Source organism: Methylobacterium thuringiense (genome assembly GCF_022179645.1).
GTDB classification, from domain to species: Bacteria; Pseudomonadota; Alphaproteobacteria; order Rhizobiales; family Beijerinckiaceae; genus Methylobacterium; species Methylobacterium thuringiense.
On the sequence record NZ_BPRA01000006.1, the window covers coordinates 81,534 to 107,626 of the forward strand.

Consider the following 26,093-nt stretch of genomic DNA (forward strand, 5'->3'; position numbering starts at 1 on the left):
GCCTGGCCGGGTACGATGCCGTGTCCCTGTCGGGCTCGCCCATGTCGCATCGTCGTCCCGTAGGTAAACGGACCCGGTCATTGCACGCGCCTGGGACGCGGACGTTTCGAATGCCGGATCCACAGGTCCTCCCCGGGCGGTCCGCATAGGTCGGCAAGCCGGGTGCCGATGGGGCTTTTCCACCCGCCGGAAAGATGGCACCGTGTTCGGGTGACGTTCTGGCTCGCCCTCCGGCGGCTGCTTCCGCTTCTCGCGGTCCTCAGCCTCGCCCTCGCGCCGGTGACCGCTTCTGCGGCCGCCGCGGGTATGCACGTCCCGATGGCGATGAAGGGTCACGTCATCGCCATGCCCGACGAGGCCATGGAAGACATGGCCGGCATGGCGATGGACGACATGCCGTGCTGTCCGAAGGAGCGATCCGACCTGCCGGACTGTTCCAAGGACTGTCCGCTGATGGCGCTGTGCCTGGCGAAGGTGGTGACCGGCCTGCCGGGCGTACCTGGAATGCCGTCACGCGTGGCCGTCATCCAGGGAGCGTCGTGGGCCGTGACCGCGTCCTTCGACAGCCTCTCGCACGGGCCGCCCTCCGAGCCTCCCCGAGCCTGAACCCGATGCCGCCGGCGCTTGCGCCGGCACGGTGACGCGCGCCCGCGCGTGGCCATCAATCGCGTTCAGGAGACGACCACAGTGACCAAGAACCCTTTCGCGCGCGCCATGACCGCCGCGCTGCTCGGCCTCGCCCTCACCTCGGCCGCCAGGGCCGACATCAAGGACTACGCGTTCCAGCTCGTGAAGGACGAAGCGAAGCAGGGCGAGGCGATCCTCGACGTCCGCCTCGTGGACAGGCGCACGTCCAAACCCGTGTCCGACGCCGTGATCTTCGCCAAGCGCATCGACATGGCTCCGGACAGCATGGAGGAGATGACCTCCAAGATCGAGCAGATGCCGTCGCCGGAGCCGGGGACCTACCGGTTCAAGGCGAAGCTGACGATGGCCGGCGGCTGGCGCCTCTCGCTCGGGGCCAAGGTCCCCGGCGAGAGCGGCACCGTCGAAAGCAAGCTGGTGTTCAAGGCCACCAAGTGAGCCGGTCGGCCTGGGCCGCCGGGACCCTCGCCGCGCTCGCGGCGGGGGTTCTGGGATTTGCCGCGGGGCGCGAGGGCAGCGCCGTGCCGACGTTCGTCCAACAGGCGCGGACCGGGATCGCCCACTGGCTGCCCGGCGCGGGGGCGGCGTCCTCGCTGCCTTTGCCGGTCAAGGCCACGGGGCCCGTGGTCTACTACCAGGACCCGGACGGGAAATCGGACTACGCCTCCGAGCCGAAGCGAACCGCGGACGGTCGCGACTACCGCGCCGTCCGCGCGAGCGAGGACGTGCGCTTCGACGAACCCGACGAGGCGGAGGCAATGCCCGACGCCGGGCACGGCGACATGGCCATGGCTCAGGCCACGCCCCCTGCAAGCGCCCGCAAGGTGCGCTTCTACCGGAACCCGATGGGCCTTCCGGACACCTCGCCGATTCCGAAAAAGGACTCGATGGGAATGGACTACCTCCCCGTCTACGAGGGCGAGGACACCGACGACGACACCGTGAAAATCTCGCCCGGCAAGCTCCAGCGCACCGGGGTCCGGACGGCGGTCGCCGAGCGTCGCGTCCTGTCGATGCCGGTTCGCGCGCCCGGGGCCATCGAGGAGGACGAGCGCCGGATCTCGGTCATCGCGATGCGCACCGATGCCTTCATCGAGAAGGTCGAGGCCGTCACCACCGGCGACCACGTGCACAAGGGCCAGCCGCTCCTGCGCCTGTTCTCGCCGGAGATGAACGCGGCTGCCGCGCAGTACCTCACCGGCATAGGCTACGAGGGCGCCCGCCGGCGCCTGGAGAACCTCGGCATCCCGCCCGAGGTCATCGACGAGATCGAGCGCACCCGGAAGGTGCCTTCCACCATCACGTGGTCGGCGCCCCGCGACGGCGTCGTGGTCGAGCGCAACGTCTCCGACGGCATGCGCGCGAAGTCCGGCGACACCCTCTTCAAGCTCGTCGATCATTCCAGGGTCTGGGTCCTGGCCGACGTGACCGAACGCGACCTAGCCGCTGTGGCCGAAGGCCAGACGGCGACGGTGCGCGCCCGGACGTTCCAGGACCGCGTCTTCACCGGCGCGGTGACCCGGATCTACCCGCACCTCGCCATGGCGACCCGGACCGCCCGCCTGCGGATCGAGTTGCCGAACCCGAACGGCGACCTGCGCCCGGGCATGTTCGCCGACGTGACGATCGCCACCGGCAGCGACAAGCCGGTGGTCGCGGTGCCCGATGATGCCGTCATCGATACCGGCACCAGGCAGGTCGTGCTTCTGGACAAGGGCGAGGGCCGCTTCGAGCCGCGACCGGTCATGCTCGGCACCCGTGGCGACGGCTTCGTCGAGATCCGCGACGGCATCGCCGCGGGCGACCGCGTGGTGACGTCGGCGAACTTCCTCATCGACGCCGAGAGCAACCTGAAGGCGGCGCTGCAAGGGCTCTCCGAGCCCAAGCCCGATCCCGGCCCGCAGGCCGCCGCCCAAGGGAAGGCGCCATGATCGCCCGCCTCATCGCCTGGTCGGCCCGGAATCTGGTGCTGGTGCTGATCGGGACCGTTTTCGCGGTCGGAGCGGGCCTCTACGCCCTGAAAACCCTGCCGCTCGACGCGATCCCCGACCTCTCGGACGTCCAGACCATCGTCTACACCGAGTACCCCGGGCAGGCGCCGCAGGTCATCGAGGATCAAGTCACCTACCCTCTGACCACCGCGATGCTGACGGTGCCCCGGTCGAAGGTCGTGCGCGGGTTCTCGTTCTTCGGGGTCTCGTTCGTCTACGTCATCTTCGAGGACGGCACCGACCCGTATTGGGCCCGCAGCCGGGTGCTCGAATACCTGAACACCGTGGCCAAGCGCCTGCCGGCCGGTGTCACCCCGACGCTGGGACCGGACGCGACGGGGGTGGGCTGGGTCTACCAGTACGTCGTGGTCGCCAAGGAACGCACGCTGGCCGAGCTCCGCTCGCTCCAAGACTGGGTCGTCCGCTTCGGGGCGTCCCGGGCCGAGGGCGTGGCGGAGGTCGCCGGCGTCGGCGGCTTCGTGAAGCAGTATAACGTCGTGGTCGATCCGAACCGGCTCCGGGCGCAGGGCATCACCCTGTCCAAGCTCCGGGAGGCCATCCGGTCGAGCAATGCCGACGTCGGCGGCCGCACCGTCGAGCTCTCCGAGTTCGAGTTCGTCGTCCGGGGGCGGGGGTACCTCAAGAGCGTCGCCGACATCGAGAGCATCGTCCTGAAGGCCGAGGCGGGCACGCCCCTCCGGGTCAAGGACGTCGCCAAGGTCGAGCTCGGCCCGGACGAGCGCCGCGGCATCACCGAGATGAACGGGGACGGCGAGGTCGCCGGCGGGATCATCCTGCAGCGCTTCGGTGCCAACGCCCTGAACGTCATCGAGGGCGCTAAAGCCCGGCTCGCCGAGGTCGCCGCCAGCCTGCCCAAGGGCACGGAAATCCTGCCGGTCTACGACCGCTCGCACCTCATCGAGGCGGCCATCGAGACCCTCAAGGGCACGCTGATCGAGGAGAGCGTCATCGTCGCCCTCGTTTGCGTCGTGTTCCTGCTCCACGTCCGCAGCGCCCTCGTCGCAATCCTCATGCTGCCCGTGGGCATCCTGATGGCGTTCGCAGGCATGAAGGCCCTGGGGCTCGGTGCCAACATCATGAGCCTCGGCGGCATCGCCATCGCGGTGGGCGCCATGATCGACGCCGCCATCGTGATGATCGAGAACGCCCACAAGCACCTGGAGCGGGCGGCCCCCGGCAAGTCTCGGGTCGAGATCCTGATCGAGGCGGCGAGCGAGGTCGGGCCGTCGCTGTTCTTCTCGCTCCTCATCATCACGGTGAGCTTCCTGCCGATCTTCACCCTGGAGAGCCAGGAGGGGCGCCTGTTCGGTCCGCTGGCCTTCACCAAGACCTTCGCCATGGCGGCGTCGGCGGTGCTGTCCCTGACCCTCGTGCCGGCGCTGATGGTCCTCTTCGTCCGTGGCCGGATCATCCCCGAGCACCGCAACCCAGTGAACAGACTCCTGATCTGGCTCTACCGCCCCCTCATAGCAGGCGTCCTGCGGGCACGGGTGCTCACCATCCTGCTGGCCGTGGTCGTCCTGGCGGCGACGGCGTGGCCCGCGAGCCGGCTCGGCTCGGAATTCATGCCCGACCTCGACGAGGGGACCTTGATGTACATGCCCACCACCCTGCCGGGCATCTCGGTGACCAAGGCCGGCGACCTGCTTGCGACCCAGGACCGGATCATCAAGTCGTTCCCCGAGGTGGCCTCGGTCTACGGCAAGGCCGGACGGGCCAACACCGCGACCGATCCGGCGCCGAGCGAGATGTTCGAGACCATTGTCAACCTGAAGCCGAAGGTGAATTGGCGTCCCGGGGTCACGACGGCGAGCCTGAAGGCCGAGATGGACGCCGCACTACAGTTCCCAGGGGTCTCGAACGCCTGGACCCAGCCGATCCGCGCCCGGATCGACATGCTCTCGACCGGCATCCGCACGCCGGTCGGGATCAAGGTTCTGGGGACGGACCTCGCGGAGATGGAGAAGGTCGCCCGCCAGGTCGAGGCGGTGGTGAAGGCGGTCCCGGGCACGTTGAGCGCCTACGCCGAGCGCGTCCAAGGCGGCTACTTCCTCGACATCACCCCCGACCGCGAGGCGCTCGGCCGGTACGGGCTGACCGTCGGCGACGTGCAGGACGTGATTGGGATGGCGCTCGGCGGCGAGAGCGTGACCAATACCGTCGAGGGCCGCGAGCGCTACACCGTGAACGTTCGCTACCCGCGCGCCTACCGCTCCGACCCTCGATCCATCGCGGACGAGGTGCAGGTCCCGATCCCGGGCGGGGGGACAGTGCCGCTCGGCGAGGTGGCCAAGGTGCAGTTGAACCGCGGCCCGACGCAAATCCGGACTGAGAACGGGCAGCTCGCGGTCTTCATCTACGTCGACGTCGCGGGCCGTGATCTCGGTGGCTACGTCGCCGAGGCCAGGGCGGCGGTCGCCAACGAGGTGAGCCTGCCGCAGGGAACCCTCGTACAATGGAGTGGGCAGGTCGAGTACCTCGACCGGGCGACGGCCCGGCTCAAGGTCGTGGTGCCCCTGACGCTGCTGATCGTTTTCCTGCTGCTCTACCTCAACTTCCGTAGGCTCACTGAGACGCTCATCGTTATGCTGTCGTTGCCCTTCGCCCTCGTCGGCGGGGTCTGGCTGATGTGGTGGATGGGCTTCAACCTGTCGGTGGCGGTGGCGGTGGGCTTCATCGCGCTGGCCGGCGTCGCCGCGGAGACCGGCGTGATCATGCTGGTCTACCTCGACCACGCGCTCGCCGAGGTGCGCGCCGATTGCGAACGCGACGGGCGGACGTTCACCCGCGACGACCTGCGGCGGGCGATCATGGTCGGCGCGGTCGAACGGGTGCGCCCGAAGATGATGACGGTCGTCGCCATCATGGCCGGGCTCCTGCCGATCCTGTGGAGCACCGGCTCGGGCTCCGAGGTCATGCAGCGGATCGCCGTGCCGATGATCGGCGGCATGGTCTCCTCGACCGTGCTGACCCTCGTGGTGATCCCGGCGGTCTACGGGCTGGCGAAGGGATGGGGCCTGTCCGGAGCCGGGATGCCGACCAAATCCGTCGAACGTATCGAAACACCCTTGGCGGTGGAGTGAGACAGATGGATCGTGTCCTCGACCAGGCCTCTCCAATCCGATGTGGAAGGCACGCTTGGCACGACCTGCGTGATCGGGTTCCGGAGCCTTGGGGCGGAGGACGTCCGAAACGATGAGGGGCCCCGAAGGGCCCCTGGACGATCACATGCGGTGGTGGCGATGGCCATGGCCGTGGCGCATCATGTGCCCGCGATGATGGTGATGGTGGCGCATCATGTGGCCGCGATGGTGGTGATGCCGCATCCCATGGCCGCGGTGGCCGTGCATGTCGTCCATGCGGACGTCCACGACGTTGGTGGTGGCGTCGACGGCGCCGATCATGCCGGGAGCGGCCGAGGCGGGTGCGGCGATGCCGATGGCGCCGAGGGCGGCCAGGGCTGCGACGGCGAGAAGGGACTTCCTCATGGGGGGCTTCCTCGTGCTTTGTTGGTGGCCTGGATCAGGTCCGGGACCGATCCGGCGACATCGGGGAACGGCCATGCTTCCAGGACCGTTCCCCGGGGTGCGTACTTCCAAGCCCGGCATGGATAAGGGAACGTTCATCCCGAGGTCGCCTCGGATCGGTCAGGAACCGCCTCTACCTCTGATCGCCGTCTTCCCCATCGATGAGGCGTCCGGCATGGACGTTCGCCGGATGGCCCGTCGTGGAGGCGTGCGCGCGGGAGCAGGCATCGTAGCGTTCGCCGCGCGAGAGCATCACCAGCCGACTGCTGCCGGGTCCGGGCTTGCCCACGGCGAGCAGCGTGCGGCCATTCGGCCAGGCCACGGTCTCGGAACGGGTATCCGACCGGGGCGGCCCGTTGCGGCGGGTGCCTTCCCGGAGGATGGCGTCGTAGCGCGCGGGCAACTCGGCGGCGGAGAGGGGCCGACTCAGCCAGACGACCTGCTGCAGCCCCTCGTCCCTGCACACTTCCAGGATGACCCGGTCGGTGTCTGCGCCCGATGCAATGGGCTTGTCGTGGAGGTAGGTCAGCGCCGTGACGTTCGCCTCCCGGTCAACCATCGAGGGCCTCGGAACGTCCGTCACGGGCCCCCAGGCGAGGCCGAAGGGCGCCTCCTGCGCGGCCGCCGCGGTCGCCCAGGCCGACAGGAGAAGCGGCCCGAAAACCCTCGCGTCCATGACACGCTCCTCCGGAACCCGGCTACTCGGCGGCCTGCGGCAGGACGGGATGAGACCGTGTCCCGACCTCCGCCGCCACGCTCTTCGCCGGTGCGATGGCCGCCGCGAACCTGGCGTAGAGCGCCGGCAGGACGACGAGGGTCAGCAGGGTCGCGCTGATGAGACCGCCGATCACCACCGTCGCCAGGGGGCGCTGGACCTCGGCGCCGGTCTCGGTCGCGAGCGCCATCGGCACGAACCCGAGGGACGCCACGAGGGCGGTCATCGCCACCGGACGGAGCCGGGTCATGGCGCCTTCCAGGATGGCCTCGCGCCTGGGCCGACCTTCCGCGATGAGCTGCTTGATGTAGGTCAGCATCACCAGGCCGTTGAGGACGGCCACCCCGGATAGGGCGATGAACCCAACCGCCGCCGGCACCGAGAACGGCATGCCGCGGAGCCATAGGGCGGCGATGCCCCCCGTCAGGGCCAGCGGCACCGCGCTGAACACCAGCAAGGCGTCCCGCGCCGAGTTCAGCGCAGAGAACAGCAATAGGAAGATCAGGAAGAAACACACCGGCACCACCACCATCAGGCGCTGTCGGGCCGAGGCCAGGTTCTCGAACTGGCCGCCCCAGGTCACGTAGTACCCGGCCGGGAGGCTGACCCCAGACCCGACCTTGGCCTGGGCCTCGGCCACCAGCGAGCCGATGTCGCGACCGCGGACGTTGGCGGTCACCACGACCCGACGCCGCCCGTTCTCGCGCGAGATCTGGTTCGGGCCCTCGGTCACCGAAAAGCTCGCGACCTGCTTCAGGAGCACCGAGGCGGCCCGACCGTTCAGGCCCGGGGGCAACGGCACGGGGATGTTTTCCAGGGCCTCGCGGTCCTCGCGCACCTTGTCGTTCAGGCGCACGACGATGGGGAAGCGACGGTCGCCCTCGAACACCATGCCGGCCTCGCGGCCGCCGATGGCCGCGCCGATGACGTCCTGGATCGCGGAGGTGCTCAGGCCGAGGCGGGCGGCCTCCGACTTGTTGATCTTGATCTCCAGGAACGGCAGCCCCGCCGTCTGCTCCACCTTGACGTCGTCGGCCCCTTCGACGCTGCGCAGGATGGCCGCGACCTGGTTGGCCGCCTTGAGCATCGGCTCGAACTCCTCGCCGAACACCTTCACGGCGAGGTCGCCGCGGGTGCCGGCCAGGAGTTCGTTGAAGCGAAGCTGGATCGGCTGGGAGAACTCGTAGACGTTGCCGGCGAGCGCCCCGAGAGCCTTCTCGATCCGCTCCTGCAGCTCGCTCTTGGACAGGTCCGGGTCGGGCCACTCCTCCTGCGGCTTCAGGATGACGAAGGTATCCGACGAGCTCGGCGGCATCGGGTCGGAGGCGACTTCCGCCGTGCCGGTCTTCGAGAAGACGTAGGCGACCTGGGGGAATCTGCTGATCGCCTGCTCGACCTTCAGCTGCATCGCCTGCGACTGGGTCAGCGAGGTCGACGGGATGCGCTGGGCGTTGAGTGCGATGCTCTTCTCGTCGAGCTGCGGGATGAACTCCTGGCCCAGCCCCCTGAATAGGAGCCCGGCGCCGACGAGCAGCACCAGGGCGACCGCGACGAAGGTCATTGGGATGCGCAGGGCCGCCCCGAGGACCGGGCGGTAGGCGGCCTTGATCCCGCGGATGAGGACGTTGTCCTTCTCCGTGACCTTGCCGGTGATGACGATGGCGATCATCGCCGGCACGAAGGTGAGCGACAGGACGAAGGCCGAGACGAGGGCGATGATGACGGTGAGCGCCATCGGCTCGAACATCTTGCCCTCGACCCCGGTGAAGGTGAGCAGCGGCACGTAGACGAGGATGATGATGGCCTGCCCGTAGAGGGACGGCTTGATCATCTCCTCGGCCGAGGCCCGTACGGTGGCGAGGCGCTCCTCCAGGTCGAGCTTGCGACCGAGTTCCCCCTGGCGCTCCGCGAGGCGGCGCAAGGCGTTCTCGGTGATGATGACGGCACCGTCGACGATGAGGCCGAAGTCGAGCGCCCCGAGGCTCATCAGGTTGGCGCTGATGCGGCCCTGGACCATCCCGGTCATGGTCATCAGCATCGCCACGGGGATGACCAGTGCGGTGACGATGGCCGCACGGATGTTGCCGAGCAGCAGGAACAGGATGACGATGACGAGGGCGGCACCCTCGGCCAGGTTCTTGGCCACGGTCCGGATGGTGGCCTCGACCAGCAGGGTCCGGTTAAGGACGGTCTGGACCTCGACGCCGGGCGGGAGCGTGCGCCGGATCACCGTCATCCTCGCGTCGACGGCGGCCGAGACCGTCCTGCTGTTCTCGCCGATCAGCATTAGAGCCGTGCCGATGACGACCTCACGCCCGTCCTCGCTGCCCGACCCGGTGCGCAGGTCGCGCCCGATCCGGACCTCGGCGATGTCGGAGATGCGCACCGGGACGCCGCCGCGCGTGGTGACGACGACCGAGCCGATGTCCTCCATGGTCTCCAGGCGGCCGGCGGCGCGCACGACGTAGCCCTCGCCGTTGTCCTCCAGGTAGCGGGCACCCTGGTTGGCGTTGTTAGCCTCCAGCGCCCGGCCGATGTCGGCGAAGGACAGGTCGAGGGCGGTCAGCTTCATCGGGTCGGGCTGGACATGGTACTGCTTGTCGAAGCCGCCGATGCTGTCGACGCCGGCGACCCCGGGGACGGTCTTCACCTGGGGGCGGATGATCCAGTCCTGGACCGTGCGCAGGTAGGCCATGCGTTCGAGCTCTGTCGCAAGCCGCTGGCCCTCGGGGGTCAGGTAGCTCCCGTCGCCCTGCCAGCCCGGCTTGCCGTCCGGGGAGACCTTACGATCCTCCGGCTTGGCGTAGTGGATCGACCACATGTAGATCTCGCCCAGGCCCGTGGAGATCGGGCCCATGTGCGGCTCGGCCCCCGGCGGCAGGGTCGACTTCGCCTCGCCGATCCGCTCGGCGACCTGCTGGCGGGCGAAGTAGATGTCGAGCTTCTCGGAGAAGACGGCGGTGACCTGCGAGAAGCCGTTCCGCGAGAGCGAGCGGGTGTATTCGAGGCCCTTGATCCCGGCGAGCGCAGTCTCGACCGGGTAGGTCACCTGCTTCTCAATATCGACCGGGGAGAGCGACGGGGCCGTCGTGTTGATCTGCACTTGGTTGTTGGTGATGTCCGGCACCGCGTCGATGGGCAGCTTCGTCAGCGAGAACACGCCGAAGCCCGCCGCGAGCAGCGACAGGAGCACCACGAGCCAGCGCTGGTGGACGGAGAAGTCGAGGATCTTCGAGATCATGGTCGCCCCCCTCAGTGGTCGTGGTCGGCTTCGGCCTTGCCGAGCTCGGCCTTCAGGACGAAGGAGTTGGCCACCGCGACCTCCTCGCCGGGCTTGAGACCGGTCAGGATCTCGAAGGCGTCGTCGTCGGCCTTGCCGATGGTCACGTCCCGGCGCTCGAAGCCCTCCTGGGTGCGGACGAACACGACCTTCTCGCCACCGATGGTCTGGATCGCGGACTTTGGCAGCCGCACCCTCACCGGGTCGCGGGCGATCTCGACCTCGGTTGTCACGAAGGTGCCCGGCCGCCAGGCCATGTCCTTGTTCGGCAGGGCGACGATGACCCGGGCCGAGCGCGTCTCGGCGTTGAGGATCGGGCTGACGAAGACGACCTTGCCCTCGCCGCGGGAAGCGTCGTCGCCTCCGACGATGGTCACCTTGGCGCCCTCCCGGACCTTCGAGAGCTCCGTGGTCGGGACGGAAAGCTCGATCCACACGGAGGACAGGTCGGCGACGGTGTAGACGTCGGCCGGATCGCCCTCCTTGCCGACGGCGGTTCCGACATCGACCTTACGCTCGACCACACGGCCGGCGAGCGGGGACTTGAGCTCGTAGCGGCGCAGCGAAGATAGGTTCGGGGTAGTCTCGTCCTTCTTGGCGGACGTCGCGACCTCGGCCGCGTTGAGCCCCAGGGCCGATAGCTTCTGGCGGGCGAGATCGACCCGTAGGGTCGCTTCGGAGTAGGCGGCCTTGGCGTTCAGGAATGCGGACTCGGCCGAGATCCGCTTGTCCCAGAGAGCCTGCTGGCGGTCGAAGTTGGTCTTCTCCAGGTCCGCCTTGACCGTCGCGGTGAGGAAGTCGCTCTTGGCCTCGGCGACCTCACGGCTGTCGAGGATGGCCACGACCTCACCCTTGGCGACCTCCTCGCCGAGGCGCTTGCGCATCTCGGCCACGGTTCCGACGACCCGCACGGGGACGCGGGCGATCCGGTCGGCGTCCTGGGCGATGGTGCCGGGCACCAGGAGATGTCGCGAGAGGATGCCACCCTCGACCGTGGCGAGCTTGATGTCCTGCTCGGCGGCCTGCTCGGCAGTCATCTTGATATTACCCTCGCCCTCCTCGTCGTGGCCGTGCGCCTCGCCCCCGGCATGCTTGTGCTCTCCTGCGGCATGCTCGTGGCCATGCTCGCCATGACCCTGGCCATGATCGGCTGCGGGTGTCGCCGGCTTGGTCATGGCTGCGTTGGTGGGCGGCGCTGCCCGGGCGTTCGTCAGGCCGGCGGCGGCGAGCGCGCCCTGCACGACCTCGGACACACGGGGGAAGGCACCGCCAACGGCGATGCCGATGGCCAGGAAGGCCACGGAGAGGAGTGCACGCATGGAGGAAGGCCATTCGCCTGGGATCCGGCGAGCCGGTCAAGCGGCTTCCTGGATCCGGTTCGGATCACGCTCGATGAGGAAGCCGGCATCCGCAAGGATGGACGGCAGGCAAGCGCCACGGTCGTGGCGATGCGGCCTCAGGCGCGAGGCGGCCTCGGTAAACGGTCCGGTGAGATGGACCCGATGGCGGTGGTCACGGTCGCGTACAGAGCACGCCCGGTCGCCGGGGACGGCAACGCAGGTGCCTCGTCGACCCCAAGAGCCTGATGGCAACCGCAGTTGGCGTGACAGGCCGGGCAGGCATCGCCGTGGCCGGTGCCGGCCGCCTCGGTCGGGGCGGACACCGACAGTCCATGGCTGGCCGGGCGATGGGCCTCGGCGGAATGGACCGTGCCGGGGACGACGAGCGACAGGACCAGGACGAGCGACAGCACGCGGACGGTGGTCGCCCACCAGCCGCGCATCGTCTCGTAGGCCCTGATCCGGGGTCCCGTGGTCATGGTCGCCTTATGAACGATTCAGGGTCACGCGTACATGCCGGGTGAGCCACGACGAGGACGGAACCTCAATAGTCGTCGTGATGATGGTGGTGCCTGCGCTCGCCGTAGAACCGGCGCTCGCCATAGTACGCCCGGTCGCCGTAATCCCGGTGCGGTCGGTGGATGACGACGTCGTCATGGTCGCCATGGTGGTAGCGGTCGACATGGACGTCGCCGCGCCGGTCGAAGTCGCCGCCGTAGTATTGGGCGGACGCCGCGGCCGGGGCGAGGATCAGGCTGACGGCGACCAAGGCCAGAATGCGGACACGCATGGCTCGTTCCTCAAGGGATGATGCCGTCAGGATCGGCTTCGACGGTTGAACTAGGCCTGAAACCGCCGTTCATCCATCGGTGGCCGGAAGCACCGAACCGATGTCTCGCGACACGGATACAGGGCTCCTCCGGTCGCACGGGTTGAAGGCATCCCCTTACGGTCGGGCAAGTTTCCGATGGCTCACACGACGTGGGCGGGGGGAGGGCGCAGGCGGTGTCGGCGCTCGTCTCGACCTGCAGGGTGGTGTGGCCGATGCCGAACCGTTCCCTGATCCCGGCGGCGGCGTCCATCAGGAAGGCGTCGTCTGGTCGGCCGCCGGGCATCAGGAGATGGGCGGTGAGGTAGGTCTCGGTGGTGCTCATCGCCCAGACGTGCAGGTCGTGCAGGGCGGCGACCCCGGGCAGTCCTTCGAGATGGCTTCGGACCGCGTCCGGATCGATGCCCGGCGGGACGGCGGCGAGGGACAGCGTGAGGCTGTCGCGCAGGAGGCCCCAGGTGCTCCAGACGATGACCGCCACGATGGCGAGGCTGACGACGGGATCGAGCCAGGTCCACCCGGTGTAGAGGATCACGAGGCCGGCGATGACGACGCCCGCCGAGACGGCGGCGTCCGCGGCCATGTGCAGGAAGGCGCCCTTGATGTTGATGTCGCCCTTGGCCCCCGAGGCGAATAGCCAAGCGGTGATGCCGTTCACTAGGATGCCGATCGCGACCACGATCATCACGGTCTTGCCGGCGACCGGGACGGGCTCGCCGAAGCGCTGGATAGTCTCCCAGGCGATGGCGCCGACGGCGAAAAGCAGGAACACCGCGTTGAACAGGGCCGCTCAGCAAGTAGGTCACGGTACGCGCGGAGGAGTTCTGAGACCGAGTTATGGCCGAGGTGCCCGAGATGATGGCGGTCGGCGGCACGCGGCCGCTGGAGGAGATCCTCGTGGCCTGAGGGAGTCGGTACATTGGGGCGCGAGGCTGCATAAGGAGCCGCTCGACGTGGACACCCTGAGGACGAAGATGATCGGCCGAAAGGAACACGGGAAGTATTTTGAGAAGGCACCGGACGGCACCCCCGTGCGCAAGGCCGGGTGAAAGTCAGGTGGCCTTCTCGGGTTTCGGATCGCGCCTCGTCGTCGAGGCGGGTTGTTTGAGGGGCCACGCCGCCTTCCTGGCGAGCACCGTGCAGACGAAGCGCTCGCCGTAGGTGGCTGCGGTGTGCCGCACCACGAGGAACTGCAGCAGAAGGCAGCCAAGGTAGACCATCAGGACCGTGGGCGGCTCGATCATGACGGCTGCGGCCGCACCCAGCCCGATCAGGCACAGCGCCGCGAACCCCGTGTAGTCGCGGGTGAAGAGGTACTCGCCATGGCTGTAGAGGACGGCCGGATCGTTCGCGCTGTCCTTGAAGAGCCGGTACCACATCCGGTTCTCGGCCACGGGGTCGGTCGGCCAGTCCTTGCCCAGCAGCTTCCTCAGGCCGTCGAGGTCGATGCGCGGATCGGAGACTGCGAACACGCTGAAGGCCCGATGGCCGGGTAATGCGTGCGTCCACCGCAGGAAGACCAGCCGGGTCTTGGTGGGGTCGCTCAACAGGCCGTTGGCGACGGTGGTGAGGATGAGGGCCAAGGACAGCGGGACGAGGCTCGTGGCGCCCGCGACCACGCCCTTGAGCCCAACGGTGGAGGCGGCTTGGTATTGCGAGAAACCGTAGAGGACGGCGACGTTCGCGGCGATGGTCGTCCAGAGCTTCGGCCGGTTCGCGTCCTTCAGGGCCTTGGACGTGGCTTCCTTGCTCACGTGTACTCCTCCACTCGGGAGAAGAACGGCAACGGCTGCGCGGCCGAGTATCCGGGTCTGGCGGGAAAGCCGCCCCAATGCACCTTGGACACGCCCTGGGTGGCGGTGACGTAGCCGCCGCGCCGGGTGAAGGCGTTGAGCACGATGTTGCGCGGATGCTTGCTGTCGTCGGTCGGGGCCGAAACGTAGGCATGGAACCGCGTCGGGCCGTGCTGGGGCTGGATCGGGCCCAGGATGCGGTCCAGCATCGTCGGACCGGAATTCCGGCGGCTGCCGTGATGGGGAACCTGCACCATCTGGAAGCCTTGCAGCGGGAGCCCCAACCGAACGGCTTCTTCCGCCGCCCATCCCAGCCCGCGATTGCCGGCATCCCCCGTCAGCAGGGCCGGGCCGCCCTCGAACGAGCCGTACAGGACTACGCTCGACTCGTTGCTGGCGCTGGTGATGCCGCCGTCCCTGAGACGCTCCCGGTCCCATGTCTCCGTCGTCCAGCTCTGCAGGGACGCCTTCACCGACTCGAACAGGCGGCTCGCCGGGCTGGCCTTGCCGATCCATAGGCCCTGTCGCTCTATGGCTCGCTGGTCGGGGTCCGGCGTCTTGTCGAACTGGGGCAGCAGATGGAGGTAGGTCCGCATGCTCGGCGACAGCACGCGGAAGGGCCCGATCTGGTAGCCGGCGAAGGCGGCGTGCACGTAGCATCGCTGGGCGACCGCGAGATCGCATATGTCCGAGATGATGTCGTAATTGCTCTTCAGCGTGCGGGCGAGACCGTCGACGGTCATCGTCTTGTTGGCGAAAAGCGGCAGTGCATCGGCGGCGTGAAGCCACGGAGCGTGAAGCCAGAGGTTCGCGACGCGGATGGTCTTGAGGACCGTGGGCAGGCCGTTGGCATGGTCGCCGTCCGAGTGGGTCAGAAGGGCGTGCTCAAGGGCGGCGTCGGGGCCGAAGTTCTTCCTGAGATGGGCGACGATCCGATCCCCGGTCTCGGCATGCCCGCCGTCGACCAGCATCAGCTTGTAGTCGTAGGGCTCGCCGTACCGGATGACGATGGCGTCACCGGCCTTCGACACGTCGCCGACCGGCAGGAACTCGATCTCGCACTTCATCGGCTATCCCCGACGACCGTCGACCGCTCGATGCCTCGGCTCGAAAGCTATTCACGCAAAGTCGTCGGCCGATGGCAACTTCAGCCGAATGCTGTCAGTTAAGGGTTCTGAACCCGTTTTGTTCCTCAAGCTTGATCCGTCGGGGCGCCATGAGAACAGCTTTCAGGTGGATCGAGCGGATCCTGCTTTGGGCGGGCGCCGCGGCCGCGCTCCTCGCCCTGGTCGCCGTCGCGGTGATCGTCGCCCGCCCCTCGGAGAAGGGCGGCACCCAACCGAACTTCGCCGGCGCGGACCTCCAGCAGAAGCGTCTCGTCGTGTACCTCGACGGCACCTGGAACAGCGTCGACAGCAACACGAACGTCTGGCGCATGCGGGCGCTCACGGCGTCCAAGGGCAAGGACGGCCGACCGCAGCTTGTTTACTACGGCCTCGGCGTCAACGGTTTCCTGGGCGGGGTTTTTGGCCATGGCCTCGATGACAACATCCGCCTCGCCTACGAATGGCTGATCGAGAATTACAACGAAGGGGATGAGATCTTCATCTTCGGCTTCAGCCGCGGCGCGTTCACGGCCCGGAGCCTCGCGGGACTCGTCGCAATCGACGGCATCCTGAAGGCGGGATCGCCCATAGGCACCTCGGAACTCTTCAGGCGCTATCGGAAGGGCGACGAGGAGAGCATCTGGAAGTTGAAGGAGGCCGAGCAGGCGGGGGACACCGGCAGGCTCACCGATCAGGAGAGATGGCTTCTCAAGTATTCCCAGCCGGCCAACGTGAAGATGATCGGCGTCTGGGATACGGTCGGCTCGCTGGGCCTGGCGACGGGCAAGATACCGGGGGTCAGCCGCTCGTCGTTCGACTACCTGCAGACGGGGCTGCGCATTCACATCCTGAACGGCTACCATGCCCTGGCGATTGACGAGCACCGCGAGGATTTCGCTCCGACGCTGTGGGACGTTCACCGGTCCAACAACGATAAGGCCGTCTTCGCGACGCCGCGAACGCTGTCCAGCGTCGAGCAGCGCTGGTTCGTCGGCGCCCACGCCAACGTCGGCGGCGGTTACGAGACCGACCTCCTTGCGCAGGCCCCCCTGCGGTGGATCATGGAGAAGGCGCATTCGCACGGCCTTGAATTCCGATCCGAGGTCGAGCTCGACGGCGACGCGCTCAAGGCTCCGACCGTCGACTCCTACGGCCTGTTCGGACGCGGATTCTACAAACTCATCTCGTCGCCGCTGTACCGCATGATCGGGCGAGAGCCGGAACAGCGCCCGGACGGTAGCCACACCAACGTCAACGAGACCGTCGACGTGTCGGTCTTCGACCGCTGGCGTGCCGATCCGGAATACCGTCCCAAGAACCTGGCCGAATGGGCCGAACGGAAGAAGGTGGACCCTTCACATGTCCGGTCATCGGTCCGAGCCGACGATCCGAAGGTCGCCGTGCCCGAGTAGGGCGCACGCCGGAGACCCTTCATGGCGGCCCTTGGGCTTGGGGATTCGCGACTCCGAGGGCAGCGCATAGCGGGACGCGCGTCCCGTTGCCCGCTTCCGGAGTCAACGGCCCGTAAACCATGACCGTCTGGCCCGGGATCGTGCGTCACGATCCGCCGCCGGTCCCCGGGATGGTTACAAGAGTCTCCTGACGAACCCGATGTCGGCGGCGACGGCCTTGAGCCGATCCGTTTCCCGCTCCTTGCGTTCCGAGTAGCGGTCCACGAGGTAGTCGGATCGCTCGCGGGTCAGGAGCGTGAACTTCATCAGCTCCTCGCAGACATCGACGACCCGGTCGTAGAGCGGCCCGGGTTTCATCCGGCCGGCCTCGTCGAACTCCTTGTAGGCCATCGGCACCGAGGACTGGTTCGGGATGGTGACCATCCGCATCCAGCGCCCGAGCACGCGCAGGCCGTTGACGGCGTTGAAGGACTGCGAGCCGCCGGAGACCTGCATCACGGCCAGCGTCCGCCCTTGGGTCGGGCGCACCGACCCCTCGGACAGGGGCAGCCAGTCGATCTGGCTCTTCATCACCCCGGTCATGGCCCCGTGTCGCTCCGGGCTGACCCAGACGTGCCCTTCCGACCAGATCGAGAGGTTCCGGAGTTCCTGGACCTTGGGGTGATCGGCGGTTGCATCGTCGGGCAGAGGGAGGCCGTGCGCGTCGTAGATGCGGACCTCGCCGCCCATCACCTCCAGCAGGCGCGTGGCCTCGTAGGCGAGGAAGCGGCTGAACGAGCGCTCCCGGAGCGAACCGTAGAGGATCAGGAAGCGCGGGGCGTGGGCGAACGGCGTCGCCACCTCCAGGTCGGCGCTCGTCGGGACGACGAAGTGTCCCTCGCTCAGGTTCGGCATTCCATCGGCGAAGGGCTGGAAGGGCTTGTCCAAGACGTTTCGTTCCTCTACGTTTCAACAATGGTTGAAATGTTGACATCATGATGGACGAACGGCAAGCCGTCGCTGCCTTTGCGGCCCTCGGCCAGGAGCATCGGCTGCGCATCGTGCGCCAGCTCGTCACAGCGGGGCCTGACGGGATGGCGGCCGGCATGCTGGCCGAGGCGGTCGGCGTGTCCGGCACCAACCTGTCGTTCCACCTGAAGGAACTCACGCATGCCGGGCTCGTCGGTTCCCGCCGAGAGGGCCGGTCGATCATCTACAGCGCCGCCTACCCGGACCTGTCGGACCTGATCCAGTTCCTGATGCGCGATTGCTGCCAGGGACGTCACGAGGTCTGCGCCCCCGCCGTCGCCGCGCTCGCCGCCTGTTGCACCCCCACCGGAGACGACTCCCATGCCTGACCGCGTCCACAACGTCCTGTTCCTGTGCACCGGCAACTCGGCCCGCTCGATCCTTGCTGAGGCGATGCTGGCCAAGGACGGACACGGGCGCTTCCGTGCCTTCTCCGCCGGCAGCGGTCCCAAGCCGGATGTGAACCCGATGGCGCTTCAGGTCTTGCGCGAGAGCGACTACCCGACCGAGGGCATGCGCTCGAAGTCGTGGGACGAATTCTCCGGTGCCGACGCCCCGGTCATGGATTTCGTGTTCACGGTCTGTGACGCCGCCGGCGGCGAGGCCTGCCCGTTCTGGCCCGGCCAGCCTGTGACCGCCCACTGGGGCATCGAGGACCCGGCCGCCGTCGAAGGCAGCGAGATCGAGCGGAAGACCGCGTTCGTGACCGCCCAGCGCTACCTGAAGAACCGGATCTCGGCCTTCCTCGCCCTGCCGGTGTCGAGCCTCGACGAAGTCACCCTAACCGCCCAGGTTCGTGAGATCGGCCACCAGGCCGGCGCCACCTCGCCCCGTTCGGAGGTCGCGTGATGGACGTCGTCATCTACCACAACCCAGATTGCGGAACGTCCCGCAACACCCTGGCCCTGATCCGCAACGCCGGCATCGAGCCGCACGTGGTCGAGTACCTCAAGACGCCGCCGAACCGGGTCATGGTCCGCCAACTCGCGGAGCGTGCCGGCATCACCGTGCGCGACCTGCTTCGGGAGAAGGGGACGCCCTACGCCGAGCTCGGCCTCGCCGACACGTCCCTGTCGGACGACCAGCTTCTGGATGCCATCTTCGAGCACCCGATCCTGTTGAACCGCCCCCTGGTGGTGAGCCCCAGGGGCGTCGCCCTCTGCCGACCTTCCGAGGCCGTCCTCGACCTCTTGCCGACCCAGCGAGGCGAGTTCGTCAAGGAGGACGGCGAGCGCGTCGTCGACGAGCACGGGCGCCGCGTCGCCACCGCCTGACCGGTCCTGAAAGCACGAGAACAAGAAACGGTCCCGATGCTCGCGCTCGCCATCTTCGTCGTCACCCTCGTCTTCGTCATCTGGCAACCCAAGGGCCTCGGGATTGGATGGAGCGCCCTGATCGGCGCCGCCGTGGCCCTGGCGGTCGGGGTGATCCATCCCGGCGACATCCCGGTGGTCTGGCACATCGTCTGGGACGCCACCTTTACCTTCGTCGCCCTGATCATCATCTCGCTGCTGCTCGACGAGGCCGGGTTCTTCCACTGGGCGGCGCTCCACATCGCCCGCTGGGGCGGAGGCAGGGGCCGGCTGCTGTTCCCGCTGGTGATCCTGCTTGGGGCGGCCATCGCGGCGGTGTTCGCCAACGACGGGGCGGCGCTGCTGCTCACCCCCATCGTCCTCGCCATCCTCGTCCGCCTCGACTTCAGGCCGGCGGCCGCCATGGCCTTCATCGTCGCCTGCGGGTTCGTGGCCGACTCGACCTCCCTGCCGCTGGTGATCTCCAACCTCGTCAACATCGTCAGCGCGAACTTCTTCGGCATCTCGTTCGGCCGCTATGCGGCGGTGATGGTGCCGGTGAACCTCGTCTCGCTGGCGGCGACCCTGGCGGTCCTGTGGCTGTTCTACCGGCACGACGTGCCGGCGACCTACCCGGTGAACGACCTCGAATCACCGCGTTCGGCGGTGAGGGATCCGGTCGTGTTCCGGGCGGCCTTTCCGCTGCTCGCCATGCTTCTGATCGCCTATTTCGTGACCGCGCCGTTCGAGGTTCCCGTGTCGGTGGTCACGGGAACCGGCGCCCTCGCGCTTCTCGCCCTGGCCGGGCGCTGGTTGCCCGGCGGCGACGGCGGCGTCATCCCGATCCGAAAGGTGCTGTCCGGCGCCCCCTGGCAAATCGTCCTGTTCAGCATCGGCATGTACCTCGTGGTCTACGGGCTCAAGAACGCCGGCCTGACCGACCATCTCGCCCATGGTCTCGCCTGGCTCGCCGGCCACGGCCCCGTGGTGGCCACGGTTGGCACCGGGTTCGCCGCCGCGGTCATCTCCTCGGTGATGAACAACATGCCGAGCGTGCTGCTCGGGGCGCTCTCGATCCAGCAGGCTCCCGATCTGTCGCCGCTGATGCGCGAGATGATGGTCTACGCCAACGTGATCGGCTGCGACCTCGGCCCGAAGTTCACGCCCATCGGCAGCCTGGCGACCCTGCTGTGGCTGCACGTGCTGGCCGGCAAGGGCCAGAGGATCGGCTGGGGGCAGTACATGAAGGTCGGCCTCGTCATCACCCCGCCGGTACTGCTGGTGACGCTCCTCGCGCTCGCCGTCTGGCTTCCGATCCTCGGACCGCAATGACGGTGGGAGAACTCGGGGCACGGCCTGACGAGCAAGCCCTATCGGACTTGCGCACGACATCCCGAACATCGAACGACGCTTACTAGGCTCGTGACCAAGGACGGAGCCTCTGGCTAAGCCGCTCGATTAGCGTTTGTCGGTCGGGGCTTACATGACGTTTGGTAGGATCTTCGTGACGCTAGTCGGACGTTATGTGACGTCCAAGAAGAGTGGTGCCGGTTGCGGGACTTGAACTCGCGACCTACCGCTTACAAGGCGGTTGCTCTACCAGCTGAGCTAAACCGGCATCGGGCCATTGGGCTACCAGCCGTTTCCGCCCCATGCAAGCCGGTGCGAACTGTCTCCGTGGGCGATGCAGGCGATCGAGCACTGCCCTGCCAATCTTCTGGCGGGTCGGGAGGCTGGCGCGGGTTTCCTGGCATGGGCAGGCGAAACGTCAGGCCGCCAACCCGAACCGCCCGGTGAAGGCAGTACCCTCGGTCAGGATTACGGTGAAGACGCCTACGAAGGTGTCTCCGACCCCGATGGTCTCCACGGCGTTCGCCATCGCGGCGCCGGTTGAGCTGGGGAGATGCGTGGGACTCTGGTGACGAGATCGGCGTCGATCGTTCCGGGCACGAAGAGCAGCGCTGGAGCTTCCGGCCTGTGCCTGGATGAAACGAAGGTTCCTCGAAGGCGATCAGCTCCTGCGGGAAGTACGATGAAGGCAACGTTCCGATTTCAATGCGCAGGTCTCAACGAAGCTTGACTATAAGCTGCGGATTTTCATGTTTCCGAACGGTTTCTGCTTATTGAAGGCCAACTGAATACATACTTCAGAACCGGTTAAATCGCTGCTCTCTATCACATGCCTCCTCAGCAAAAGCCGCGTCCGGCTGGAGCGCAATCCCTCTCAGGGCGACTGCACTCCCGGTACCGGCCAGGGCCGCGCGGCAGGGATGATGACGGGGAATGATGAGCGACGATCGGCGCGACGGCGAGGGGGCCACCCCTTCCGATAGACCGAAATCCGGCCCGGATACGGCCGGGATGCTCACTGGCGGCATCGGCGCCGACGACCGCCGTCGCATAGGGCGCAACCTCCGTCTCCTCTACGGAAGCGTCCTCGACCAGCCACTCCCCGAGAGGTTCACGCGGCTCATCGACGAACTGGCCGCCGCATCGAAAAACAGTGAGGGCTCATGATGACCCGGACCGCAGCCGCGATGGTCATGCCGACCGGCACACCGCTCGGGGCCGATTCCGAGATGCGGGATCTGCTTCTCGGAGCGATTCCCGCGCTCAGGGCCTTCGCCTTCTCCCTGACCTACGATCTCGATCGCAGCGACGATCTCGTCCAGGACACGCTGATGCGGGCCTGGGTGAAGGCCGACAGTTTTACCCGCGGCACCAACCTCACGGCTTGGCTGTTCACCATCCTGCGCAACCTGTTCTATTCGGAGCAGCGCAAGAAGAAGCGTGAGGTCGAGGACGCCGACGACGTCATGGCAGGCAAGCTCACGAGCCTGCCCGAGCAGGAGGTTCGTCTCGAGCTTCGTGAATTCCGGGAGGCGCTCGACCTGCTGCCTTACAGCCAGCGCGAGGCGCTGATCCTGGTCGGTGCGCAGAACTTCACCTACGAGGAAGCGGCCGAGATCTGCGGCGTGGCGGTCGGTACCATCAAGAGCCGGGTGAGCCGTGCCCGGTTCCGGTTGACCGAGGCGCTCGGCATGAAGGGCTGCGTCGATATCGGCGCCGACGCCGTCACGCGCGCGGCGCTCGATCGCCCGTGACGGCCTCCACCACACGATTCGTACCTATCGATCATCCGAACGGAACGCATCGAAATCGATGCTGATCGACGCGACCGCCTTCCCGTCGAACGCTTGCTCGACCGTTATGTTGTCTTCACACTCGCCTTTTCGGCGGGCCGCGAGGGAAGCGAACCGTCAGATCGACGTTCCCAGAGGATTTCGTGCCGAGCAGCAACCTGACATGGCAGGCGTTCCAGCCGCGTGAGGCGCGGTGGTCGCTCCTCGGCCAGAGGCCTGCGATCGCTTGGCTGACGGGTTTTTCGGGATCGGGAAAATCGACGATCGCCAACGCTGTCGATCGGGCGCTCGCCAGCCAGAAGCGGCACAGCATGGTGCTCGACGGCGACAACCTCCGCCATGGCCTCAACCGCGATATCGGCTTCAGCGCCGAGGACCGGGCCGAGAACATTCGCCGTGCTGCCGAGGTCGCCCGCCTCATGGCCGAGACCGGGCTCATCGTCATCGTCTCGCTGATCTCGCCCTTCGGCGCGGAGCGCGATGGCGCGCGGCTCGCAGCCGGCGACATCCCGTTCCTCGAAGTGTTCATCGATACGCCGCTCGCCGTCTGCGAGGAGCGCGATCCAAAGGGCCTCTACGAGAAGGCGCGCGCCGGGAGCATCCCCGACTTCACCGGCATCTCGTCGCCCTACGAGATTCCTCGGGTGCCGGATCTGCGCATCACGACGCGCGTCGAGACCGTGATGGAATCGGCGCAGCCGCTGATCGCAGCACTGCTGAAGCTGTCGACCGTGCCGGCCTGAAGCGGATCGCTCGCGACGTCAGACGTCCCGCAATTCGTCATCGAGAAAGGCGCGCACGTCGGCCGCATCGATGCCGGGCGCGATGAAGCTCCGGCCGATGCCGCGGGCGAGGATGAAGGTCAGTCGTCCCTCGCGCACCTTCTTGTCCTGCGCCATGGCGTCGAGAAGTGCCGACGCGTCACCGCATCCACCCGGCACCTGGGCCAGCCGCGTCGGCAGGCCGGCCAGCGCCAGGTGGTTGGCGACGCGGCCCGCATCCTGTCCCGGGCAGAGGCCGAGACGCGCCGAGAACCGGAAGGCGAGGGCCATTCCGATCGCGACGCCCTCGCCATGGACGAGCCGGGCCGAATCGTAGCCCGTCAGGCGCTCCAGGGCGTGTCCGAAGGTGTGGCCGAGGTTGAGCAGGGCGCGCTCTCCGTCCTCGCGCTCGTCGCGCACCACGACGCCGGCCTTCGAGCGGCAGCAGATCGCCACCGCCTCATCGCGCTCCGGTCCGCCGGAGAAGATGCCGGACCAATTCGTCTCGCACCAGTCGAAGAAGCCGGAATCGTTGATCAGGCCGTACTTGGCGACCTCGGCATAGCCCGCCCGCATCTCGCGCGCGGACAGGGTATCGAGGGTGCCGGTGTCGGCCAGCACGAGGCGCGGCTGGTGGAAGGCGCCGATCAGATTCTTGCCGAGGGGCGAATTGATGCCGGTCTTGCCGCCGACGGAGGAATCGACCTGGGCGAGCAGGCTCGTCGGCGCCTGGACGAAGCGCACCCCGCGCCGGAGCGAGGCCGCCGCGAACCCGGCGAGGTCGCCGACCACGCCGCCGCCGAGCGCCACCACGAGATCGCCGCGCTCGATCCGGTGCCCGAGCAGGCCGTCGCAGACCTGGGCGAAGGTCGCGTAGCTTTTCGAGGCTTCGCCGGGCGTGACGCTGACGATGCCCGAGCGCAGGCCCGCCGCCTCCAGCGCGTCCCGGACGCGCTCGGAATAGAGGGCGGCAACCGTGTCGTCCGTGACGATGGCAGCCGCCCTGCCGCCGAGCGCCGCGATCCGCGCACCGGCTTCGTCGAGCAGCCCGCGGCCGATGACGATGTCGTAGTCGCGGCCCTGGTCGAGGGGCACGTGGACGATCAAGCGTTCGCTCATTCTCTCAACTCACTGGCCCGAATGGCCTATACAATGATGCGGGAAAGCAAAATCCGGTTTTCCGAAAACATCATGCGATAACAAGAACCTAGAGCGTTCTGCTTCCTTGAAGAAGCAGCACCCTCTATTGCGCGGCGACGCGGTGGGCCGGCGGGTTCAGGCAGACGTCGAGGGCTTCCAGCACGTCCTGCACCACGCGGTCGTGCGAGACCTCGCGGGAGAGCACCATGACGTCGGCCTGCCCGTAGACCGGATGGCGCACCGCCATGAGTTCGCGCATCGTGGCTTCGGGGTCGGCCGTCTGCAGCAGGGGACGCGTGTTGCGTTTCTTCACGCGCCGCATCAGCACGTCGAGCTCCGCCCGAAGCCAGACCGAAACGGCGCTCTCGGTGATCCGTTCGCGGGTCGTCTCGCGCATGAAGGCGCCACCGCCCGTGGCGAGCACCATGGGACCCTGGCGCAGAAGCCGGGAGATCACACGCTCCTCGCCCTCGCGAAAACTCGCCTCGCCGTAGATGGCGAAAAGATCGGTGATGGTGAGGTTCGCGGCGGCCTCGATCTCGGAATCGGCGTCCTTGAACATCAGGCCGAGGCGGCTGCCGAGCCGTCGCCCGACCGTACTCTTGCCGGCGCCCATCAGGCCGACGAGCACGATGGAGCGCGCGCCGAGGGCGCGGCGGATGCGCGCCTCGATCGGGTCTTCGGCATCTGAGCCCGTGGCCTCAGGGTCGGTCATTCGGCGGTCATAGACGGTTTTCGAGAGCGGGCGAAGCGCCTCGCCAAGCTCTGCTGTGGCTTCCTGGACCTTGCCTTCCCGGGCGACGCATGGGACCAGAACTCCCTGGTCCGAAACGCGCAACCGGCTCTGCCGGGCGCGATGGTGAGTTCGTCCGAAAGGTTCGCACGACGTGCCGTCCCTGTTCCGTTTCCTCGCGATCCTGGCCATCATCGCGGGCGCGATCTTCGCAGCCGTCTTCGCCCTGGCGACCTTCGTCGAGCCGACGCAGCGCGAGATGAGCGTGTCCATTCCGAATTCGAAACTCCAACCGGGCAACAAGTGAGCCCGATCCGTCCGGGAGCGTCACGGCCAGGCAGGCGCCCGGCGGCGGCTCCCTCGGCGGGCACGCGGGCTGAAGTTGCTACGGAAGCGCTGCCGGCGGACGCCGCGCAGCCGTATCTCGACATGCTGGCGGCCGAGCGCGGTGCCGCGGCCAACACGCTGGCGGCCTATCGGCGCGACCTCGACGACTATCTCAGGTATCTCTCGGACGCGGGCATCGATCCTGCCGAAGCCGAAGCCGCGACGGTGCGCGCCTACATCGCCGATCTCGAACCCCGTGGTCTGAAGGCCTCCTCGGCTGCGCGGCGGCTCTCATGCGTCCGCGGCTTCCACAAGTTCCTCTACGCGGAAGGATATTCGGAGGCCGATCCGAGTGCGCCGGTCGCCGGGCCACGGCGGGCTCAGACTCTGCCGAAGGTGCTTTCGATCGCCGAGGTCGACGGATTGCTGGCGGTCGCCCGCGCGCGTGTCGCCGCCGCCGAGAGCCGCATCGACGTGGCCAAAGCCAACAAGTTGCTCTGCCTGCTGGAGCTTCTCTACGCCACGGGCTTGCGCGTCTCGGAACTGATCGCTCTGCCGCGCTCGGCGGCCTCGACCCGCGAGCGCTTCCTCGTGGTGAAGGGCAAGGGCGGCCGCGAGCGGCTGGTGCCGCTCACCGACGTCGCCCGCGAGGCCATGCGTGAGCATCTCGCCCATGTGCCGGGGGAGGGGCCCTGGCTGTTTCCCGCCGACAGCGAGAGCGGGCATCTCACCCGGCAGGCCTTCGCGCGCGACCTCAAGGTGGCGGGGGCGGCCGCCGGCATCCGCGAGGACCGGATCTCGCCGCACGTACTGCGCCATGCCTTCGCCAGCCACCTGCTGCGCAACGGTGCGGATCTCCGTATCGTGCAGGAATTGCTGGGACACGCCGACATCTCGACCACGCAGATCTACACCCACGTCCTCGACGACCGCCTCAAGGGGATGGTCCGCGACCTGCACCCGCTGAACGACGGGTAACGGCGTGCCGCGAAGCGGCCGATCGCGGGAGCGCCTATGGCACCGGCGCCAT

At 67.7% G+C, this 26,093-nt stretch carries 25 protein-coding genes, 1 tRNA gene and 1 pseudogene; 14 read left to right on the forward strand and 13 right to left on the reverse strand.

The window, feature by feature from the left end; translation table 11 throughout:
• The first annotated feature begins 210 nt into the window (after positions 1-210).
• The 4 genes from MFF07_RS06980 (at position 211) to MFF07_RS06995 (ending at position 5,740) form a co-directional block, all read left to right on the forward strand.
• Positions 211-606: a hypothetical protein gene (locus MFF07_RS06980; RefSeq protein WP_238231261.1), complete on the forward strand. Its 396-nt coding sequence runs from the start codon at positions 211-213 to the stop codon at positions 604-606.
• 81 nt (positions 607-687) lie between these two features.
• A complete protein-coding gene (locus tag MFF07_RS06985) occupies positions 688-1,083 on the forward strand; it encodes a FixH family protein (protein WP_238231263.1) in 396 nt (131 codons plus the stop codon).
• On the forward strand, positions 1,080-2,576 hold the full coding sequence (locus tag MFF07_RS06990; RefSeq protein WP_238231265.1) for an efflux RND transporter periplasmic adaptor subunit: 1,497 nt from the start codon (positions 1,080-1,082) through the stop codon (positions 2,574-2,576). The genes MFF07_RS06985 and MFF07_RS06990 overlap by 4 nt, the downstream gene beginning before the upstream one ends.
• On the forward strand, positions 2,573-5,740 hold the full coding sequence (locus tag MFF07_RS06995; protein WP_238231267.1) for an efflux RND transporter permease subunit: 3,168 nt from the start codon (positions 2,573-2,575) through the stop codon (positions 5,738-5,740). The genes MFF07_RS06990 and MFF07_RS06995 overlap by 4 nt, the downstream gene beginning before the upstream one ends.
• 141 nt (positions 5,741-5,881) lie before the next feature.
• Here the strand turns inward: MFF07_RS06995 and MFF07_RS07000 are convergent, their stop codons facing one another.
• The 9 genes and pseudogenes from MFF07_RS07000 to MFF07_RS07040 all read right to left on the reverse strand — a co-directional run bounded on the left by MFF07_RS07000 (position 5,882) and on the right by MFF07_RS07040 (position 15,208).
• Positions 5,882-6,145: a hypothetical protein gene (locus tag MFF07_RS07000; RefSeq protein ID WP_238231269.1), complete on the reverse strand. Its 264-nt coding sequence runs from the start codon at positions 6,143-6,145 to the stop codon at positions 5,882-5,884.
• 172 nt (positions 6,146-6,317) lie between these two features.
• Positions 6,318-6,860: a threonyl-trna synthetase gene (locus tag MFF07_RS07005; RefSeq protein ID WP_238231270.1), complete on the reverse strand. Its 543-nt coding sequence runs from the start codon at positions 6,858-6,860 to the stop codon at positions 6,318-6,320.
• A 22-nt stretch (positions 6,861-6,882) separates the two neighbouring features.
• A complete protein-coding gene (locus MFF07_RS07010; protein WP_238231271.1) occupies positions 6,883-10,140 on the reverse strand; it encodes an efflux RND transporter permease subunit in 3,258 nt (1,085 codons plus the stop codon).
• 11 nt (positions 10,141-10,151) lie between these two features.
• Positions 10,152-11,498 (reverse strand): efflux RND transporter periplasmic adaptor subunit, encoded by a 1,347-nt coding sequence (locus MFF07_RS07015; protein ID WP_238231273.1) that lies wholly within the window; start codon positions 11,496-11,498, stop codon positions 10,152-10,154.
• A 137-nt stretch (positions 11,499-11,635) separates the two neighbouring features.
• Positions 11,636-11,998 carry a hypothetical protein gene (locus MFF07_RS07020; RefSeq protein WP_238231275.1) on the reverse strand — a complete coding sequence of 121 codons (363 nt, stop codon included), beginning with the start codon at positions 11,996-11,998 and terminating at the stop codon, positions 11,636-11,638.
• A 65-nt stretch (positions 11,999-12,063) separates the two neighbouring features.
• Positions 12,064-12,309, reverse strand: coding sequence for a hypothetical protein (locus tag MFF07_RS07025; RefSeq protein WP_238231277.1), 246 nt, complete (start codon positions 12,307-12,309; stop codon positions 12,064-12,066).
• 196 nt (positions 12,310-12,505) lie between these two features.
• Positions 12,506-13,138: pseudogene (locus tag MFF07_RS07030) on the reverse strand (cation diffusion facilitator family transporter); the annotation flags it as partial.
• A gap of 262 nt (positions 13,139-13,400) precedes the next feature.
• A complete protein-coding gene (locus tag MFF07_RS07035) occupies positions 13,401-14,102 on the reverse strand; it encodes a hypothetical protein (protein WP_238231278.1) in 702 nt (233 codons plus the stop codon).
• Entirely contained in the window at positions 14,099-15,208 is a 1,110-nt protein-coding gene (locus MFF07_RS07040; protein ID WP_238231281.1) for an MBL fold metallo-hydrolase, read from the reverse strand. The genes MFF07_RS07035 and MFF07_RS07040 overlap by 4 nt, the downstream gene beginning before the upstream one ends.
• A gap of 314 nt (positions 15,209-15,522) precedes the next feature.
• Between MFF07_RS07040 and MFF07_RS07045 the strand changes: the two genes are divergently transcribed.
• The gene (locus MFF07_RS07045; RefSeq protein ID WP_238231283.1) at positions 15,523-16,659 is read left to right on the forward strand and encodes a T6SS phospholipase effector Tle1-like catalytic domain-containing protein; all 1,137 of its coding nucleotides are present in this window, start codon (positions 15,523-15,525) and stop codon (positions 16,657-16,659) included.
• Positions 16,660-16,833: 174 nt separating this feature from the next.
• Here MFF07_RS07045 and arsH read toward each other — a convergent pair whose 3' ends face one another.
• The gene (gene arsH, locus MFF07_RS07050; protein ID WP_238231285.1) at positions 16,834-17,586 is read right to left on the reverse strand and encodes an arsenical resistance protein ArsH; all 753 of its coding nucleotides are present in this window, start codon (positions 17,584-17,586) and stop codon (positions 16,834-16,836) included.
• A 50-nt stretch (positions 17,587-17,636) separates the two neighbouring features.
• On the opposite strand from arsH, the gene MFF07_RS07055 reads away from it, so the two are divergent.
• The 4 genes from MFF07_RS07055 to MFF07_RS07070 are packed head-to-tail and all read left to right on the forward strand — an operon-like array spanning position 17,637 to position 20,291.
• Positions 17,637-17,996 carry an ArsR/SmtB family transcription factor gene (locus MFF07_RS07055; RefSeq protein WP_238231504.1) on the forward strand — a complete coding sequence of 120 codons (360 nt, stop codon included), beginning with the start codon at positions 17,637-17,639 and terminating at the stop codon, positions 17,994-17,996.
• Positions 17,989-18,516, forward strand: a complete 528-nt coding sequence (locus MFF07_RS07060) for an arsenate reductase ArsC (RefSeq protein ID WP_238231287.1) — start codon at positions 17,989-17,991, stop codon at positions 18,514-18,516. The genes MFF07_RS07055 and MFF07_RS07060 overlap by 8 nt, the downstream gene beginning before the upstream one ends.
• On the forward strand, positions 18,516-18,941 hold the full coding sequence (gene arsC, locus MFF07_RS07065; protein WP_238231289.1) for an arsenate reductase (glutaredoxin): 426 nt from the start codon (positions 18,516-18,518) through the stop codon (positions 18,939-18,941). Before MFF07_RS07060 ends, arsC begins: the two co-directional genes overlap by 1 nt.
• Positions 18,942-18,977: 36 nt before the next feature.
• On the forward strand, positions 18,978-20,291 hold the full coding sequence (locus tag MFF07_RS07070) for an arsenic transporter (protein ID WP_238231291.1): 1,314 nt from the start codon (positions 18,978-18,980) through the stop codon (positions 20,289-20,291).
• 210 nt (positions 20,292-20,501) lie between these two features.
• Here MFF07_RS07070 and MFF07_RS07075 read toward each other — a convergent pair.
• Positions 20,502-20,577, reverse strand: a tRNA-Thr gene (locus MFF07_RS07075).
• Positions 20,578-21,242: 665 nt separating this feature from the next.
• Between MFF07_RS07075 and MFF07_RS07080 the strand changes: the two genes are divergently transcribed.
• The 3 genes from MFF07_RS07080 to cysC all read left to right on the forward strand — a co-directional run bounded on the left by MFF07_RS07080 (position 21,243) and on the right by cysC (position 22,845).
• Complete coding sequence (locus MFF07_RS07080) at positions 21,243-21,476, forward strand: NepR family anti-sigma factor (RefSeq protein ID WP_147817793.1); 234 nt, start codon at positions 21,243-21,245, stop codon at positions 21,474-21,476.
• Positions 21,473-22,063 (forward strand): sigma-70 family RNA polymerase sigma factor, encoded by a 591-nt coding sequence (locus tag MFF07_RS07085; RefSeq protein ID WP_373322265.1) that lies wholly within the window; start codon positions 21,473-21,475, stop codon positions 22,061-22,063. Before MFF07_RS07080 ends, MFF07_RS07085 begins: the two co-directional genes overlap by 4 nt.
• Before the next feature lie 182 nt (positions 22,064-22,245).
• A complete protein-coding gene (gene cysC, locus MFF07_RS07090) occupies positions 22,246-22,845 on the forward strand; it encodes an adenylyl-sulfate kinase (RefSeq protein ID WP_238231293.1) in 600 nt (199 codons plus the stop codon).
• Between the two features lie 18 nt (positions 22,846-22,863).
• Here cysC and aroB read toward each other — a convergent pair whose 3' ends face one another.
• Together aroB and MFF07_RS07100 are read right to left on the reverse strand one after the other, a co-directional pair.
• The gene (gene aroB, locus MFF07_RS07095) at positions 22,864-23,982 is read right to left on the reverse strand and encodes a 3-dehydroquinate synthase (RefSeq protein ID WP_147817791.1); all 1,119 of its coding nucleotides are present in this window, start codon (positions 23,980-23,982) and stop codon (positions 22,864-22,866) included.
• A gap of 124 nt (positions 23,983-24,106) precedes the next feature.
• Positions 24,107-24,718, reverse strand: coding sequence for a shikimate kinase (locus MFF07_RS07100; protein ID WP_147817790.1), 612 nt, complete (start codon positions 24,716-24,718; stop codon positions 24,107-24,109).
• Positions 24,719-24,890: 172 nt separating this feature from the next.
• On the opposite strand from MFF07_RS07100, the gene MFF07_RS07105 reads away from it, so the two are divergent.
• On the forward strand, positions 24,891-25,043 hold the full coding sequence (locus tag MFF07_RS07105; RefSeq protein WP_147817789.1) for a histidine kinase: 153 nt from the start codon (positions 24,891-24,893) through the stop codon (positions 25,041-25,043).
• An 89-nt stretch (positions 25,044-25,132) separates the two neighbouring features.
• A complete protein-coding gene (locus MFF07_RS07110) occupies positions 25,133-26,041 on the forward strand; it encodes a site-specific tyrosine recombinase XerD (RefSeq protein WP_281407169.1) in 909 nt (302 codons plus the stop codon).
• Positions 26,042-26,093: the final 52 nt, after the last annotated feature.